The sequence below is a fragment of the Methylobacterium brachythecii genome (assembly GCF_014196345.1).
Taxonomy (GTDB): Bacteria; Pseudomonadota; Alphaproteobacteria; order Rhizobiales; family Beijerinckiaceae; genus Methylobacterium; species Methylobacterium brachythecii.
Genome location: NZ_JACIDN010000005.1, coordinates 45371 through 60586 on the forward strand (window position 1 = coordinate 45371; position 15216 = coordinate 60586).

Annotated in this window: 15 protein-coding genes; 8 read left to right on the forward strand and 7 right to left on the reverse strand. The window is 70.2% G+C overall.

Annotated elements, in window-relative coordinates; all coding sequences use genetic code 11:
• Positions 1-6: 6 nt before the first annotated feature.
• The 7 genes from sctQ to GGR33_RS13835 form a co-directional block, all read right to left on the reverse strand.
• The gene (gene sctQ, locus GGR33_RS13805; protein ID WP_183506165.1) at positions 7-1116 is read right to left on the reverse strand and encodes a type III secretion system cytoplasmic ring protein SctQ; all 1110 of its coding nucleotides are present in this window, start codon (positions 1114-1116) and stop codon (positions 7-9) included.
• Positions 1113-1628 carry a hypothetical protein gene (locus GGR33_RS13810; protein WP_183506167.1) on the reverse strand — a complete coding sequence of 172 codons (516 nt, stop codon included), beginning with the start codon at positions 1626-1628 and terminating at the stop codon, positions 1113-1115. The genes sctQ and GGR33_RS13810 overlap by 4 nt, the downstream gene beginning before the upstream one ends.
• Entirely contained in the window at positions 1604-2947 is a 1344-nt protein-coding gene (gene sctN, locus GGR33_RS13815; RefSeq protein WP_183506900.1) for a type III secretion system ATPase SctN, read from the reverse strand. The genes GGR33_RS13810 and sctN overlap by 25 nt, the downstream gene beginning before the upstream one ends.
• Before the next feature lie 8 nt (positions 2948-2955).
• On the reverse strand, positions 2956-3567 hold the full coding sequence (sctL, locus tag GGR33_RS13820; protein ID WP_183506169.1) for a type III secretion system stator protein SctL: 612 nt from the start codon (positions 3565-3567) through the stop codon (positions 2956-2958).
• Positions 3560-4129 carry a nodulation protein NolU gene (locus GGR33_RS13825; protein WP_183506171.1) on the reverse strand — a complete coding sequence of 190 codons (570 nt, stop codon included), beginning with the start codon at positions 4127-4129 and terminating at the stop codon, positions 3560-3562. Before GGR33_RS13825 ends, sctL begins: the two co-directional genes overlap by 8 nt.
• Positions 4130-4139: 10 nt before the next feature.
• Entirely contained in the window at positions 4140-4967 is an 828-nt protein-coding gene (sctJ, locus tag GGR33_RS13830) for a type III secretion system inner membrane ring lipoprotein SctJ (RefSeq protein ID WP_284212122.1), read from the reverse strand.
• A 100-nt stretch (positions 4968-5067) separates the two neighbouring features.
• Entirely contained in the window at positions 5068-5658 is a 591-nt protein-coding gene (locus GGR33_RS13835) for a nodulation protein NolB (RefSeq protein ID WP_183506175.1), read from the reverse strand.
• Between the two features lie 186 nt (positions 5659-5844).
• Here GGR33_RS13835 and GGR33_RS13840 point away from each other — a divergent pair, with 186 nt between their 5' ends.
• The 8 genes from GGR33_RS13840 (at position 5845) to GGR33_RS13875 (ending at position 15216) form a co-directional block, all read left to right on the forward strand.
• The gene (locus tag GGR33_RS13840; protein WP_183506177.1) at positions 5845-6627 is read left to right on the forward strand and encodes a nodulation protein NolW; all 783 of its coding nucleotides are present in this window, start codon (positions 5845-5847) and stop codon (positions 6625-6627) included.
• Positions 6628-6950: 323 nt separating this feature from the next.
• Positions 6951-7178 carry a hypothetical protein gene (locus GGR33_RS13845; protein ID WP_183506179.1) on the forward strand — a complete coding sequence of 76 codons (228 nt, stop codon included), beginning with the start codon at positions 6951-6953 and terminating at the stop codon, positions 7176-7178.
• Positions 7179-7316: 138 nt separating this feature from the next.
• Positions 7317-7571 (forward strand): hypothetical protein, encoded by a 255-nt coding sequence (locus tag GGR33_RS13850; RefSeq protein ID WP_183506181.1) that lies wholly within the window; start codon positions 7317-7319, stop codon positions 7569-7571.
• A gap of 93 nt (positions 7572-7664) precedes the next feature.
• The gene (locus GGR33_RS13855; RefSeq protein WP_183506183.1) at positions 7665-8684 is read left to right on the forward strand and encodes a SctD/MshK family protein; all 1020 of its coding nucleotides are present in this window, start codon (positions 7665-7667) and stop codon (positions 8682-8684) included.
• A 15-nt stretch (positions 8685-8699) separates the two neighbouring features.
• Positions 8700-9236 (forward strand): hypothetical protein, encoded by a 537-nt coding sequence (locus GGR33_RS13860; RefSeq protein ID WP_183506185.1) that lies wholly within the window; start codon positions 8700-8702, stop codon positions 9234-9236.
• Positions 9237-9240: 4 nt separating this feature from the next.
• Positions 9241-9666, forward strand: coding sequence for a type III secretion apparatus assembly chaperone SctY (gene sctY / locus GGR33_RS13865; protein ID WP_183506187.1), 426 nt, complete (start codon positions 9241-9243; stop codon positions 9664-9666).
• On the forward strand, positions 9663-11801 hold the full coding sequence (gene sctV, locus GGR33_RS13870) for a type III secretion system export apparatus subunit SctV (RefSeq protein WP_183506189.1): 2139 nt from the start codon (positions 9663-9665) through the stop codon (positions 11799-11801). The genes sctY and sctV overlap by 4 nt, the downstream gene beginning before the upstream one ends.
• Before the next feature lie 79 nt (positions 11802-11880).
• Positions 11881-15216 carry a DUF4781 domain-containing protein gene (locus GGR33_RS13875; protein WP_183506191.1) on the forward strand — a complete coding sequence of 1112 codons (3336 nt, stop codon included), beginning with the start codon at positions 11881-11883 and terminating at the stop codon, positions 15214-15216.

Here is a 15216-nt window from a genome sequence, read left to right on the forward strand (position 1 = left end):
TCCCGATCAGTCCCGGCCGTACAGACGCACGAGCCGTACACCGAGACGTTCTCCGATCGTGATGATCTCGCCCCGGCCGATGGCCGCCCCGTTCACGCTCACCTCGATCGGGTCCGCCGGATCGAGCCCGAGATCGAACACGTGGCCCTCGCCGATCGTCTTCAACTCGCCGATCGCGACGGATTGCCGGCCGAGCTCGAACCGCATCGTGACGTCGATCGCGTCGATTCCGGCCTCCGAGCCGACGGCGGTCGCGCCGTCGGGCGCCGTGTCCTGAACCATTCCCGCATCCTCGATCGCCGGCGCGCCCTCCCGCGCGATCGGCCGAAAAGCGGCCTTTAGCCGGGTTCTGTGACGGTCCGTCGTTGCGGCAGCGACAAAACCTTCGCCGAGAACGGCGATGACCTCGTCCCGGTCCGGGTGCCAAGTATCCGGAAGGACGGCGTCCCCGACGTGCAGGCTCTTCAGCTGTGCAAGGCTCAAGCGCGTCGTGCCCCCGACGAGAACGAGCGGCAGGGGAATCGCGGCAATCTCTGCGGGCTTCGGCGCGGCCGACTCGATCAGGCGCAGAAGCGCCGCGAGGCCCTCGTCCTCCAGCGACAATGCGGTGGGGCTGCCGAGATCGACCTGGATCGCCAAGCTCTCGCCGTCGAGCACAGCGTCGAGGACCAGCACGGCAAGGCCGGTCGCGTTCGACGATGTTTCGACGGCCTCGATCCGCAGCGCCTGCCCGACGATGCCCTCTGCGGCATCAAGCAGCTTCACCAGGGCAAGCTCCAGCAGCAGCGACCCGGCCCGACCGGGCGGCAGTGATTCGAGATCGGGCTGGACCGCTCGAACCAGCCGGTCGAGGACCGCCGATGGCAGTGCAATCGAGATCCGCTGGTCCTCGCCGATGGCGATGGCGAGCCTTGCGGAACTCGCAATGGGCTCGAGCGGATCGAGGACGACCCGTGTCGAGGCAAGGCGAAGCGAAAGACCTTCGATCGTCGTCGCAAACGGCATGCGCGGACGCGAGAGGCGATTGATCAGGTCGGTCGACCCCGCGCCGATGCTCGAGCGAGGGCGATGCGGCAACGCGAGCGAGCTGTCGGCTTGCAGTGCGGACCCGCTCACGAAACGGCACCCCCGCGTGACATGCGCATCAGGATCTCGTCCTCGGTCTCGATTTCGTCGACGATGTCGCCGCGGGCCGCACGGGCCGACAGGATGCGAGTTCCGGCACGATCCCAGCGCCGCACGTCCCTGGAGCGGTCCGCATGGTCGCGGCGACCGGTCTCGTGGGCCGAACCGGCCTGCTCGGCTTCGTCCGCCCGCTCGGCCTCCGTCTCCTTCGCCCGTTCGACCGCGGTTCCGAGATCGGCGACCGCGACACGGCTTTCCATCAACGTGGCGAGGGCGACGGGGCCGCCGGCACTCAGTCCGTCATAGATCGCCCGCTCACGCTCGACCCGCGTGGCCTCGCTCGCAGCGAAGGCACGGGCAGCGCTGGCGCGCTCGGCCTCGGCCACCTCGCGGGCGACCGCGAGCGCGCGAAGCCGGCGGCGGGCAGCCTCCTCGCGCCGCTCGCGCAGACGCGCGAGACGGGCGAGGTCGGCGGGGCTCACGCGGACAGCCGCGTCATCCATGCGATGCTCTCCTCGAAGGACGTGCGCTCGTCCGTGCCCTGCCGCAGGAATGCCCGCAGTTCGCCGATGCGCGCGATGGCCGTATCGGTCAGGGGGTCCGAGCCGGACTTGTACTCGCCGACCTGGACGAGGAACTCGGCCTCGGCGTAGCGCGCGAGCAGCTCGCGGCAGCGAGCGGCGGATTTGCGGTGGTCGGCGCCCGCGACGGCATCCATGACGCGCGAGCGGCTGGCGAGCACGTCGATGGCCGGGTAGTGGCCGGACGCCGCGAGAGCGCGCGACAGCACGATGTGGCCGTCGAGGATGCCGCGCGTCTCTTCTGCGATCGGATCGCCGGTGCCGTCACCCTCGACCAGGATCGTGTAGAAGGCGGTGATCGAACCCCGCACGCCCGGCCCGGCACGTTCCATCAACCCCGGCAGGCTGGCGAAGACCGAGGGCGGGAACCCGCGCCTCGTCGGCGGCTCGCCCGCCGCGAGCCCGATCTCGCGCAGAGCCCGGGCGAAACGAGTGACCGAATCCATCATCAGCACGACCCGCCGGCCGGCATCGCGAAAGCTCTCGGCAATGGCCGTCGCTGCATAGGCGGCCTGGACGCGCTCCATCGCAGACCGGTCGGAGGTGGCCACGACGAGGACGCTGCGCGCCATGCCCTCAGCGCCGAGATGATGCTCCACGAATTCCCGCACCTCGCGGCCGCGCTCGCCGATCAGCGCGATCACGCAGATCTCGGCCTGGGTGCCCTTCACGATCTGCGCGAGCAGCGAGGATTTGCCGCCGCCCGGCTCGCCGTAGATCCCGAGCCGCTGACCCTCGCCGACGGTGAGCAGGGAATCGATCGCCCTGAGCCCGACCGGCATCGGCCGGGCGATGAGCTGGCGTTCGAGCGGGTTCGGCGCATGCCCGCGCAGGGACCGCCCCGGCGCATCGTCGAGCGCGGCCTTCCCATCAAGCGGGACGCCGCGGCTGTCGACGACGCGGCCGAGCAGCGTCTCGCCCACCGGCACCTCGACCATCCGCCCCGTCGGCACGACCTCAACGCGCGACGAGAGGTTCTCGATGCCGCCGATCGGGGTCAGAAGCGCAGTGTCCTCCGACAACCCCACGACCTCCGCATCGAGCGCGAAGCCGCCGCGGACGTCCTCCAGCCGGCACAGCTCGCCGACGCGGACACCGGGGACCAGGGCGTGGATGATCGTGCCGACGGCGCGGGTGACGCGCCCGCGCACGGGCCGCGTGTCGATCCCGCTGACGGCACCGCGCAGGCGCGGCAGCGCCGCGGCCAGGGTGTCCGTCGTCTCATCGGTGTCACGGTCCATGAGATCGGTCACCGCGGCGCGTCCGCTGCGCTTGACAGGCCGGCCTTGAGAGCTCGCAGTTGCGCCTCGATGCCGAGTTCGACGCTGCCGATCGCGCTGCGCAGGCAGCACTCGCCGGGCGCCAAGCTGGGATCGGCTTCGATCCGGAGTTCGGCATGCGCGCCGAGGTCGCCGAGTGCGGCCCGGATCGTCTCGACCTGATCCGGGGGCACCCGCAGGGTCGCCGCCGCGTCGGGGCGGAGCTTGTCGAGGGCGTGGCGGACGCTTCTGACGACGAGATCGTCCGCATCGAGCCGCCCGAGCATGTCTGCGACGATGCCGTGGACGAGCGCCGGCAGCTCGCGCTCCAGTGCGGCGAGATGGTCGGACGCGCGCGCGCTGGTCTCGGCCACACATCGTGCGGCGGCCTCGGTGCCTTCGGCGCGGCCTTCCTGGTAGCCGCGGGCGTGCTCCCGCTCGAAATGGGCCTGAGCCCAGTCGCGGGTTTCGATGGCGTGCCGATGGGCGGCGGCGAGCCCAGCGCTCGCCTCGCTCCAAATCGCGAGGTCGGCAGCGGCGACGATCGGCCCGGCCGGGCGGAGGCGGGGGGCCGGTGGAGTCTCGGAGACGGCGTCAGACATCGTTGGCGCTCGCCGTGTCTCGCACCCGTGCCATGAGCGCATCGGCCCGTCTCGAGATTTCCGCGTCCGCGGTCTCCGCCTCTGCCGGCGTTCCCGGCGGCAGGCGCAGCAGCACGGCGGCGCGAAGAGCCGCAGGCTGCGTGGCCAGCCAAACCGCCAGGCAGGCGAACCCGTCGCGGAGGATCGCCTCCGCCAGCTCACCGTCGAGCGCTCGCGGTGCCGCCTCGGCCGCATGGCGAAGCCCGAAAGCGTGCGCCTCGCGCCCGATCGCCTGGATCAGCGCCGCCACCTGCGGCCCGGACAGCACGTTGCGCAGGGCTCGAGCGTGGAGCCCCGCACCGGCGCGCCGGGCAGCACCGGCCGGATCGTCGAGAAGCCATGCGTAGCCGTCCGGCGGCGCCTCGGCCGCCGACGCTCCGACGGACACGGCACTCTCGATGCGGTCCCGCGAACGGCGGCAGGAGAGCAGGCGGGAGACCGTGGCGTCGCTCAGGCGGGGATCGTACGCCGCACGGACACGGTCGGGGTGGACGGCGAGTGCCGCCGAAGAACCGTCTTGCATCGCCGACCGCTCAGGCAACGCGCTTCAACGACACCGCCGCGGTGCCGTCCGGCGGCGGCAGGGACGGGTCGGGTCGGCTCACGGGTTCGAGCGCGCCGAGAGCAGGCGCCGACGCCTTCGCGCCGCGCTCGCGCCGCCGCAACAGCCAGAAGCCGCCGCCGGCCAGGACGAGGCCAGCGGTCCCGCCAGCTGTGGCGGCCAGAGTCGGATCGATGCCCGATTGAGGCGCCGCAGAGGCCAGAGACGACGCCGCGGCGGCGGAGGTCGCCTGGCTGCGATCGACGGGCACGAACACGACGGAGACCTTCTCATAGGTCAGCCCCTCGATGCTGTTGGCGACCAGCATCTTGATCTGCGGCAGCAGGCTCTTGAGAGGCGCGTCCTTGTCGTGGCGGATGAAGACCGAGGCGGAGGAAGGGGTCGCGTCCTGTTTGAGAAGGTCGTTCTTGGGCAACACCACGTGGATGCGCGCCGAGAGAACGCCGTCGATGCCGGAGATCGTCTTCGAGAGCTCCTCGCTGAGCGCGTAGACGAAGCGCGCGCGCTCCTCGGTCGGCGAGGCGATCAGGCCGCCGCCCTTGAAGACCTCGCCCATGTTGGTGAAGCTCTGGCGCGGATAGCCTCCCGCCTTGAGGAGCTCGACGGCCTGCGCGAATCGGGCCTTCTCGACCTCGATGCTGCTCGACCCGTCCTTGCCGCTCACCCGGCTCGCATCGATGCCCTTGTCGAGCAGCAAAGCCACCATCTCGTTGGCCTCGCGCTCGGTGAGCTTGGTGTAGAGATCGGTCTTGCAGCCCGCGAGCATCAGCGTCGCCGCGGCCAGAAGCGCGATCCGCACGGCAAGGCGCCGCGGCTGAGGGGTCGAACGAGGGGCATTTCGGTTTGTAGGCATCGCGGTCCCGATCCGGCTGATGAGTTGAGAGGCTCCGGGGGCCCGTTCAACCGGACGAGATCAGCTTGTTGAGCGAACCGGTGAAGCTGCCGGTGGTCTTGGAGACGACCGAGACCTGGATCACCTGGCCGCCGACGGCCTGCATCTGATGCAGCATGGCGTCGAAGCCCGGATTCTCGCTCTTGCCAGGCTGGGTGGTCACACGGCCTGCGACGTCGGCCGAGCGTGCGCCGTCGGGGCGAGGCATCGTCTCGGCCGGTCCGGGGCGCGAGGCGATCTTCAGACCCGGCTCGTTCGTGGTCGGCGCCTGCGTGACGCCCGGCGTCCTCAGAGCGGCATCGCCCTTCTGCAGGGAGCCGATCCGATCGAGGATGCGGTGACCGATCGAGTCGCCCGACCGATGCGGGCCGGCCGCAACCTCGGCGGCCGGCGCCCGGCGCGGCTCGCCCCCGACATGCCCCGCCTGGGGTTCGAGATTGGCCTGACGGACGGGCGGCGCCTCAGCGCCGGCAGGCGCACCGCCGTGCCCGGCGAGCGCCTGATCGAAGCGACCGGCATCTCCTGCGCCGCCGGGTGCGGCTGGAGCACCCGCTCCGCCGATCCCGCCCGCGCCAGCAGCGACTGCTTCGATGGCCATGAATACCGGCTCCCTCGTTACGCGTCTCCCATGCCGGGAGGGGGTGCAGCCGAAGGGCTGACCCGCGCCGAAGTCTCGCTAGGACATGGACCTGACGGGAAGCTGACCGAGCCGGCGCGAATCCGGAGAGCGTCAGCCCATCGTCGCAAACGCCGACTAAGCTTGTCCGGTAGAGTGGGGAACGACATGGCCGAGCGGTTCAGCCTGGGAGCAGGGCACAAGGAAGGGCGTCGCCTGCTCCGGTGCGCGGCGCTCGCCGCCGCGACCGGGATGGCTGCGTTCGGTCAGGATGCCGCGACGGCGGCGTCGCTCCGGCTGCCCGAGACCGCGTACAATTACATGGTCATCGATCAGGACCTGACCGCCGCGCTGCAGGAATTCGGCAGCAACCTCAAGATCAAGGTCAGCATCAGCCCCGAGGTGAAGGGCCGGATCCAAGGCCGAATCCCGGAAGGCTCCCCACAAGCCTTCCTCGATCGGCTTAGCGCACTCTATAATCTTGAGTGGTATTACGACGGGAGCGTGCTCTACATCACTTCCGCCAAGGAGAGCCGCACGCAACTGCTCGTGCTGAGCCCGATCTCGTACGATCGCCTGAAGTCCACGCTCGATTCTCTCGACGTGAGCGACCCCCGTTTTCCGATGCGCCCCGCTCCCGGCAAGGGCCTGATCATGGCCTCTGGGCCACCTCGCTACGTGGCACTGATCGAGCAGACCCTCGCCGGCCTCGTGGCTGAAGAGGCCGCGCGGCCGAAGCCCGTGCCGGTCGCCGCGAAGCCCGAAGTCCCGAAGGTGACGGTCCTCACGGTGTTTCGGGGAAACCAGATGACCGTTTTTCGCGACGGCCGTCCCGAGCGCCTGATCGGCCCCGAAGCCGATGCGACTCCGCCGCGCGCGGAAGCGGTATCATCGCTCAAGCGGAGCGCCGCAGAGCCGGCTTCGGATCAGTCCGTCACCGGCCCGCGCTGATCCCGGCGACGCGGCGCGATCGCAGAACTCATCGTCTAAGTCTCTCCTTTTCCTAGCGATTGTCCGGAAGTCTGACGCGCTGCGAGCTTAGTTCGCGGCCCGTCAGCTTCTCGAAAGCTCGCCTGCCTAGCGTGCCGCTCGCGATGATGCATGGCGGCGCATCGGGTGGCAGATCGCAACGATCTCGTCTCCCCGCCAGCGGCATCGCCGATCGGTTCACCGGCTCGCATCGAAGCGTGGCGGCGGGCCTTTCGTCGAAGCGTTCGCGTGCGGACCGACCCGGGACTCGGGTTCGCGACGGCGCGGCGAGACAGGAGCAGACGATGTTCGGACTGATCGGAAACATCGCTGGAGCTGCCCTCGGTGGGCCGATCGGGAGCGCCATCGGCGGTGCCATCGGCGGCGCGATCGATGGCGGCGGCAGCGGTGGTGGCGGCGCAGACGGCAAATCCTTCGACGACGCGCTCAGCGGCTTCGCCATGCAGATCGCCCAGGATGCCATGGGCGAGATGGACCAGGCCATGCAGGATACCGACGAAGAGTTCGAGTAGTCCCTGCAGTTTTTGGTGACGAACCCGCTTTCCGGCATCGCAGCGTAGCTGATTTTGGTGTCGGCTCAGGCAGTCCGATCTTCGGATTGCTTGAAAATACATCCTTCGACCAACGATCGACAAAGACTGGAGAGAACAATGGCTGGTGGAATTCTCGGAAACATCGGCGGCATTGTGAACAATGTCGCGGGTGCGGTCACTGGCGGAGCCGGTGGCGCTGGTGGTGCGGCCGGCGGCGCCGGCGGTGCCGATGGCGGCGGAAGCTTCGCTCAGAACCTCGCTTCGCTGAAGCAGGCCAGCGAGGACGCCCAGGCCAAGAGCATGGATCTCCGCAAGGTCTCGATGCAACTCGGCGCCGACCAGAGCGCCGCCAAGGAGCGTCCGCAGCAGTAAGCGGCTCTTCGACAGTGGGCAGCGACGCGCCGAGGCGTGTCGCTGCCACGCTCTTCGCGACCCCCTCGCGCCTTGCACGACCGGAGCAGCACTATGGCGGCCTTATCGCAATCCTATCTGCTGGAGATCGGCACTGGGATCTACCAGGGCGTCACGCACGAATTGGATGCGGGACGGTACGTCGTTGGAAACGGAGAGGACGCGGATCTCGTTCTCTTGGAACCGGGCCTCGCTGCCCGTCACGCGACGTTCGTGCTGCATGGCTCGACCCTGCGCGTCGAAGGCATCGGCGACGACGTGACCGTTCACGGAGCCGGTCCGGTGCCGGCCGACGCCGCCCGCACCGTCGCTTTGCCGGCCGTCGTCGATATCGGCGCGCTGCGTCTCTCCTGGCGCGTCGCGGAGATGCCCGTCGCCACCGAGGAGACATCCGATACCGCCGGTCGCGTGGCCGACCTGCGCAGGTTGATGCGGCGCCCGGCCGTCCCCGGCCTCATCGCAGCCGGCTTCCTGGCAGCCACGGTGCTGCTGACGATCGCCAATCCTATCGCAGGAGCCGCCGTGCTGCTGGACGGCTCGGCGAAGGCCGTGCTGGCCGCCCGTCAGCCGCAGGAAGCCTCCGACCCCGTGCCGACGATGCCGTCGCAGCCGGTTACGGCCCATGAACGTCTCCAGGACCTCAAGCCTGCCCGCGCGCTCACGCCGACCGCTTCGGGTCCCGGCGCCCTCGAGAAGGCGTCCAACGCCCTGAAGCGCGATGTCGAACTGGCGGGGCTGCTCAACGTGTCGGCCGAACCCAGCGCCGGCGCCGTCTCCGCGAACGGGACCATCGAACCGTCGATGCTTGGCCGTTGGCAGGCGATACAACAGAGCTTCGACGAGCGCTTCGCTGGGGAAATCACGCTGGTGAACAGCGTCGCGGTGAAGGCGGAGAAGCTGCCGGCCTCCCTCGGCATCGAAGGCGTCTGGCGCGGGCCGCAGCCCTACATCGTGGTGCGCGGCCAGCGCTACCTCGTCGGCGCCATCGTCGACGGCGGCTGGGCCATCCGAGCGATCGATCGCGACCGGGTCATGCTCGAACGCGACGGCCGCCTCGTCGCGATGCGCTTCTGATCGAACGGACGCGTTATGGCTCGCCTTCCCCGCCGCAATCCCGTCTCCGCGTCGTCCACGGCAGCGGATCTGCGCCTCGCCGAACTGGACGGGCGAGGCTCGGCGCTCGAGCAGGCGGTATCGCCCCTCGATGCCGGTCATGGCGTCGACGAGCGGGGACCGCGCCGGCCGCTGCCGGAGGGTGACGAAGGCGTCGAACTCGACGCCGCGATCGAGTCGATGCTGTCGGCCGGCGGGGTCGACCCGGTCACGCGCGTTCGTCTCAGCGAGGCACGACGCGCGATCGCCGCGCGCGGGTCGGCGACCGAAGACGTAGGCGGCACCGCCATGGCGAGCCTGTCGGGCGCGCTCTTCCGATATGTGATGCCCCGGCTGCACCACCCCGAGGTGCTGCGCACGGACAGCCATCGCCTTCTCTTGGAAAAGCTCGCCGACGGCCTTGCCGCGACGGCCGAGGATGGCGTCGTTCGCGACGGCGCCCTGGTAATCCATCGGGAACTGCGCCGCCTCGCGCTGCTGCGGGCCGGGCGCAACGCGCTCGTTGAGGGCTGACGCCATGCTCGACGACGATACCCACCGCAATCTCGTCGCCCTGGTCCCGGCGGCGCTGCCGGCCGAGAGTCGGATCGAGCAACCGCTGATCGGGCGCGAGCAGCGCGACCTGCTCTGTGCCCTCGCCTATGTCGCGCTCGGCATCGGCGATGCCGATCAGGCGGTCACGCTGCTCGCCCTCGTCGCGCGCGAGACCCCGGACGATGCCGGCGTGCTGCGGCTTCTCGCCTATGCTCATGTCGAGGCAGGGGACGGAGCGCTGGCGCTCGCCGCTCTCGATCGCCTCGCCACCGTCGAGCCGGGAGAGGCGCCGCCGCTCCTGCTGCTGCGCAGCCACGCCCTGCGCCTCGCGGGAGACCTCACCGAGGGACAGGCCTGGTTCCGCCGCTTCGTCGAGGCCCGCAACCGTTTCGAAGAGGCTCGCTCATGATCGCAGCCGCACGCACCTTCGTCGGGCGGCTGCCGGCGAGCCCGGACATCGCCGTCGCGCTGGTGATCATCCTCGCCGTGGCGATGATGATCCTGCCGATGCCCCACCTGCTGGTGGATGGGCTGATCGCGTTCAACCTCGGCTTCTCGGTGCTCATGCTGATGGTGGCGCTCTACGTGCTGAGCCCGCTCGAATTCTCGACGCTACCCGGCGTCATCCTGATCTCGACGGTGTTCAGGCTGGCGCTGACCATCACCACCGCGCGCCTGATCCTTGCCGAGGGCGATGCCGGCGACATCATCCGGACCTTCGGCGAGTTCGTGATCTCGGGCAACCTGATCGTCGGAATCGTAGTCTTCCTGATCATCACGCTGGTGCAGTTCATCGTCATCGCCAAGGGCGCGGAACGCGTCGCCGAGGTCGGCGCGCGCTTCACGCTCGACGCGCTGCCGGGCAAGCAGATGGCGATCGACGCCGAGCTCCGGAACGGCGACATCGACCAGGCCGAGGCGCGCGCCCGTCGCCAGACGCTAGAGCGCGAGAGCCAACTCTTCGGCGCCATGGACGGCGCGATGAAGTTCGTGAAGGGCGACGCCATCGCCAGCCTCGTCGTGATCGCCGTGAACATGACCGGCGGCCTCGCGATCGGCACGTTGACCCGCGGGATGCCGCTCGCCCAGGCGCTGCACGAATACACGCTGCTCTCGATCGGCGATGCGCTGATCTCGCAGATCCCGGCGCTGCTGCTCTCGCTGACGGCCGGTACCATCGTGACCCGCGTCACCGGCGGCAGCGACATCGCACTGGGCCGCGACATCGCCGACCAGCTCGTCTCCAACCCGCGGGCGCTGCGTCTCGCCGCCGCCGTGCTGCTCGGCATGGCCGCGATTCCCGGGTTTCCCGCGCCGGTCTTCCTGATCCTCGCGCTGGTCTTCGGCGCGGCGAGCTTCCGCCCCAGCCGAGGGGCCGAGGCCGCGGCGGAGGAGGCCGCCCGGAGCGAGGCTGTGGAAGCGACGCGGCCCCACAAGCCCGCTCTCCCGGCCGAGGTCGTGCCGGTCATGCTGAGCCTGGCGCCTGGCCTGCTGCTGTCACTCGACGCGGCGGCGCTCGCCCAGAGCATCGCCCGGACGCGCAGCGCGGTGTCGAGCGATCTCGGCGTGCTGATCCCGGAGGTCGGAACGGTCGAAGATCCATCGCTCGCGGAGGGCGAGTTCCGGATCGACGTCGAAGGCGTTCCCGTCGAGAGCGGCCATGTCAGGCCCGATCGGCTGGTTCTCGCCGACGACTTCGCCAATCTCGAACTCGCCGGCATCCCCTACCTGCGCGAGGAGGGCGGAGAGGCGCCGGTCTGGATCGAGGCCGCTCATGCCGAGGCACTGACCCGGGCAGGCATCGGGCATCTCGATGCCGGCGGCATCGTCACCTCCAAGATCCGCGGCGTGCTGATGCGCTACACGGGCCGCTTCGTCGGCATCCAGGAGACGCGGGCGCTGCTCGCGCGGATGGAGGCGAGCTACGGCGACCTCGTGAAGGAGGTCCTGCGCACCGTGCCGGTGCCGCGCATCGCCGAAGTCCTGCGGCGCCTGCTCGACGAGGGCATCCCGATGCGCAATACGCGCCTCGTCCTGGAGGCGCTGGCCGAGTGGGGCGAACGCGAGCAGAACGTGATGCTGCTCACGGAGTATGTCCGCTCCGGCCTCAAGCGCCAGATCTGCCACCTCCACGCAAACCCGCACAAGATCGTGGCCGCCTACGTGCTCGAACGCGAGGCCGAGGAGACGATCCGTGCCGCCGTGCGCGATACGGCCGTCGGTCCTTACCTCGTCCTCGAAGAGCGTGCCTCCGAGGCGCTGCTCGGCCAGTTCCGCCGCATCCAGGAGGGTGCCGCCGGGCGTACCGGGGCAGGCGAAGCCGGACGGCCGGTGCTGCTGGCCTCGATGGATATCCGCCGCTTCGTGCGCGGCTTCCTCGTTCGCAACGGGATCGAACTCGCGGTGCTGTCCTACCAGGATCTCGCAGACGAATTCACGGTGCAGCCGGTCGGCTCTCTCAGCCTGTCGAAGCCGCAGGGTCTCGCCGGCTCCCGCCCGAGCGCCGCCATCAAGGCAAAGGACTCCATGGCGGTCGCGGGCTGATCCGCATCCGCCGAAGCCGGGACGCCACCCGGCACCTCAAGAGACTCATGGGGCGCAGCCCCTCATCGAGGATATGACGATGGCCGCAACCGCTGCACCCTCCGCCGCCAGGACCGCACCAGCCGCACCGCCGGCCTCGCCGCCCTCAGACGGGGCCAAGGCCGACTACGAGGCCGCACGGGCATCGGCGAAGCAGCCGGCAGCGGCGCCACCGGCCGCGAACTCGAACACGGCCGCTCCGACCGCGAACCCGCCTCCGGCGGCTCCGGCCTCGAATCCCGTCGCGCCCGAGCGGCAGGCGCAGATCGCCGCCTGGGCCGAGACGAAATCGGATCACAGCGGCGGCTTCCTCGGGATCGGCGGCACCGGTTCGAGCGAGAAGGTGCGCGACGCGCTCGCGGGCAAGTCCGAACTCGGCCCGATGAGCACCGACGAGCAGCGCGTGCTCGCCGACCGCATGATCGACCGTTGGGATGCCGGGCGGGGCGATGGCCCGAGCGGACCCATGCAGCTCGTGGAAGCGCTCGGCGATGCGCCCGACAGCCGCGCCATCCTCGGCCAGGAACTGGCAGCGCGATCGGCCGGGATCACCAAGGCGACGCCGCTCGACCCGAGTAAGCCGGACGCGAATTGGGAGAGCCGCGCCCGGGCCAGCTCCTACGCCCGCAGCGCGGTGGACGCCGCAGGGAGCGCCGACGATTCGGCCTCCGCCGGCCGCCTGCGCGAGACGATCTCTCGCCTCGGACCCGACAAGGCGGGTGATTTCGCCCGGGCGCTTGCCGGAAACGGCGCGCTCGGCGGCATGCCCGGAGCACAGACGGATCTCACGCGCACGCTCACGGCGCTCGATGGCGAAGGCCCGAGCGCGGCGCGCAGCGCCTTCGTTCAGAACGCCTTCTCCGCGGTGACGGCGGACGACCTCGCCGCGACGCCCGACCTCCAGAAGGCCATGGGCGGAGCGCTCGCGCGGGAATGGCAACCCGACGACCCGGCGGCAGCCTCCCGCGACGCCAGCCGGCTGACGGGCATCCTCGGAACCGATCAGGGACGCCGGCTCCTCGGAGACGGCGGCAAGGACGGCCCGTCTCTGGAGAACCGGGTCAACGCGCTCGCCACGATCCGCAGCGACGCCTCGATCACCGGCGACGTCCTCAAGCAGACCGACGACCCCTGGAACAACTCGGCGATTATCATGCCGGGCGCGCAGGCGGGCGCCCGACAGTACCTCGACAACAGGGGCGACGCGCCGGTCGCCCTCGCCGGAAGCGACCTCGACAACACCGTCGGGACCGCCATGGGCCTGCCGCCCGCCGTTCCGGCTGGGACGGCGCCCGCCGAGGCAGAGGCCGCCGCGGCCCGCGGCGCCTTCTCGTTCTATGGGACAGGCGATGCGGCCGAGCCGGTCAAGAAGGTCGCCGACCAGATCCGCGGCATCGCAGGCGATGCGTCGGCCAACGTCACGGTGCTCCCCGTGACCTATTCCGACGGGAAGACCGGACCGGTGCAGCTCCCTCTGTTCCGCGTGACCGACCCGTCGGGCGCCGAGCGCTACGTCGACAATACCGGCCGCCGCTACGACGACTTCGAGGATTGGCGCACCAACAACAAGCTGCCGCCGGGCACCCAGGTCTATCCGGAGGGCGGCCATCTCAAAGCGGGCGCGGACGGAAAGGTCGCGCTGGGACAGGGCAATACGCCGGACACCGTCGACACATTCGGCGAGCACCTCACCTCCGTGGTGGACAAGGTGGCTTTGGTCGGCGGCATCGTCGCCGGCGGCGTCCTGATCGTCGGCACGGGCGGGCTCGCCACGCCGGTCGTGGTCGGCGCGGGGGCGGTCGCGGCCGGAGCCGGCGCCTGGGGCGCCTATCGGAGCGGCAGCGCCCTGGTCGATCGCGGCGAGCACGGCCAATCCCTGAACCCCATCACGGACAGCGAGGCCCGCGGCCTCTGGCTGAACCTCGGCGCGAGCGTCGCCTCGATCGGGGCCTTCGGCAGTGCGGCCCGGCTCGCCGAACTCGGTCAGGCGGGACGTGCCATCGCGCCGATCGAGGCCTCGCTCCACGGCTACGTGCAGGCGGGCGCCTTCGCCCTCGATACGGCGGCCGTGGCCAACCAGGGCGTCGACACCGCCCGCAATTGGGACCGGATGAGCGCGGGCGATCGCGCCGCGTCGATCCTGCAGATGGGATTCTGGGGCGTCGGCGCCGGGGCCGGCCTTCGCGCCTCCGGCCTGCGCAATCCCGGCGACATGTTCAACCCGATCAAGATCCGGGACGGCATCCTCGCCGCGCACGCGCCCGGCGTGACCGCCGATCCGGCGCTGCCGGGCGACGCGGTGAAGATCGACTACGATCCCGCCACCGGCGTGGTCCAGGGCATCCGGCACGGGCCGGACGCGACCCCGGCCGACATCGCCCTGCACCAGCGCACGGCGCAGAACATCCAGCGCAGCCTGACCCTCGAAGGCCAGGTCGGCCGGCTGTTCTCGGGCGGCCGGGAGCCGCCGCCCGGCACGATCGGCTGGGCCGCCCGCGCGGACATCACCAAGGTGCAGGAACGGCTGCGGACGCGCAGCGCCGAACTCGACGCGCCCGGTCTGACGCCCGAGCGGCGCGCCGAGATCGAAGAGGCCAACGCGGTCGATACGCGCCATCTCGACGCTTTGGCCGACGAGGTTTCGAGCCTCGCACGCGATCCGGATCGCGCGACGATCGATGCGAAGAACTCGAAGCGCAAGCGCGTCGACGGCACGGCCCGCACGGGCAAGGTCTCGGGTTACGACATCGAGGCCGAGCGGGCGAAGCTCCCCGTCGGCGAGACCACCCGGACGGTCGGCGGGAATACCGTGACCTACTACGTCAACGAGCAGCACAACCCGACGCAGGTCGACCTCACCCTCACCGAGATCCCGCCGAGCAAGAAGCGCTCATCGGCGGAGAACAAGATGACGGCGGCGGTCGGCAAGTCCGGCGGCCGGCCCCGCACCACGCGCGAGGAGCGCGACAACGGCGGCCACATTGCCGGCTTCCAGTTCCTGCACGAGCAGGGGCTGATCAACCAGTTCCCGCAGAACGAAGACTTCAACCAGCGGGTCTTCAACGAGATCGACGGCGAAGTCAGGCAATGGGTCGAGCAGGGCGCCGAGGTTCACACCCGCTTCACCCTCGGCGAGGGTGACACGCCCGCGACGCGCGTCTGGGGCGGAAAGCGGCCGAGCCGCGTCACCGTCGAATACGAAGTCACCGATCCCAAGACGGGCGATGTGATCTACAAGCAGCCGGTTACCGAGTTCAAGAACGAGGCCGGCCAGGAATTCGACGGCTACGGCGACCGGCTGATCGAGGAGAACGGCCCTGGCGGAGCCAAGGTCGACGTCGCGGCCCGGATGCGCGAAGCACTCGGACTCGAATAA